Genomic DNA, 429 nt, shown 5'->3' on the forward strand with positions numbered 1-429 from the left:
CTATAAACCCATCCAGCCGGATCTGCTCTACGATCTCGACGTGCCGCCCGCGGCGCTGGCCGGGGCTTCGCTGATCCAGCTTTCGCCGTTCCTCTCGCCGCAGACGCGCAATGGCGACGACATGCGCGGCCATATCGCGCCGAGCTTTGCGGCCGAGCGCGCCGCCTCGGACGGCAACCTGTTCGAGGCTGTGGTCAACCGCCTCCTGGCCGAGCGCCGGGAGTGGCGGCGCGCGAGCATAGCCTGCTGGAGCGCCGGAACGCGCGACCGCATGGCGCAGGTCCCCAAGGCTCCTGGCCTGACCAATCCCCCCCTGGCGGCAAACTGGCGCGACGCCGCGACGACGAACTCGGGCACCGCCGCGCTGGTGGGGTCGCGTCTTGCAACCTGGTGCGAGACCACGGACACGCCGTTGCGCAGCGCGCGAGA

The 429-nt window shown here is 70.9% G+C and carries 1 pseudogene; it reads left to right on the forward strand.

Annotated features, from left to right (window positions below):
• Nucleotides 1-429, forward strand: a pseudogene (locus VE26_RS17920) (transcription-repair coupling factor); the annotation flags it as partial.

Source organism: Devosia chinhatensis, assembly GCF_000969445.1.
Lineage (GTDB): Bacteria > Pseudomonadota > Alphaproteobacteria > Rhizobiales > Devosiaceae > Devosia > Devosia chinhatensis.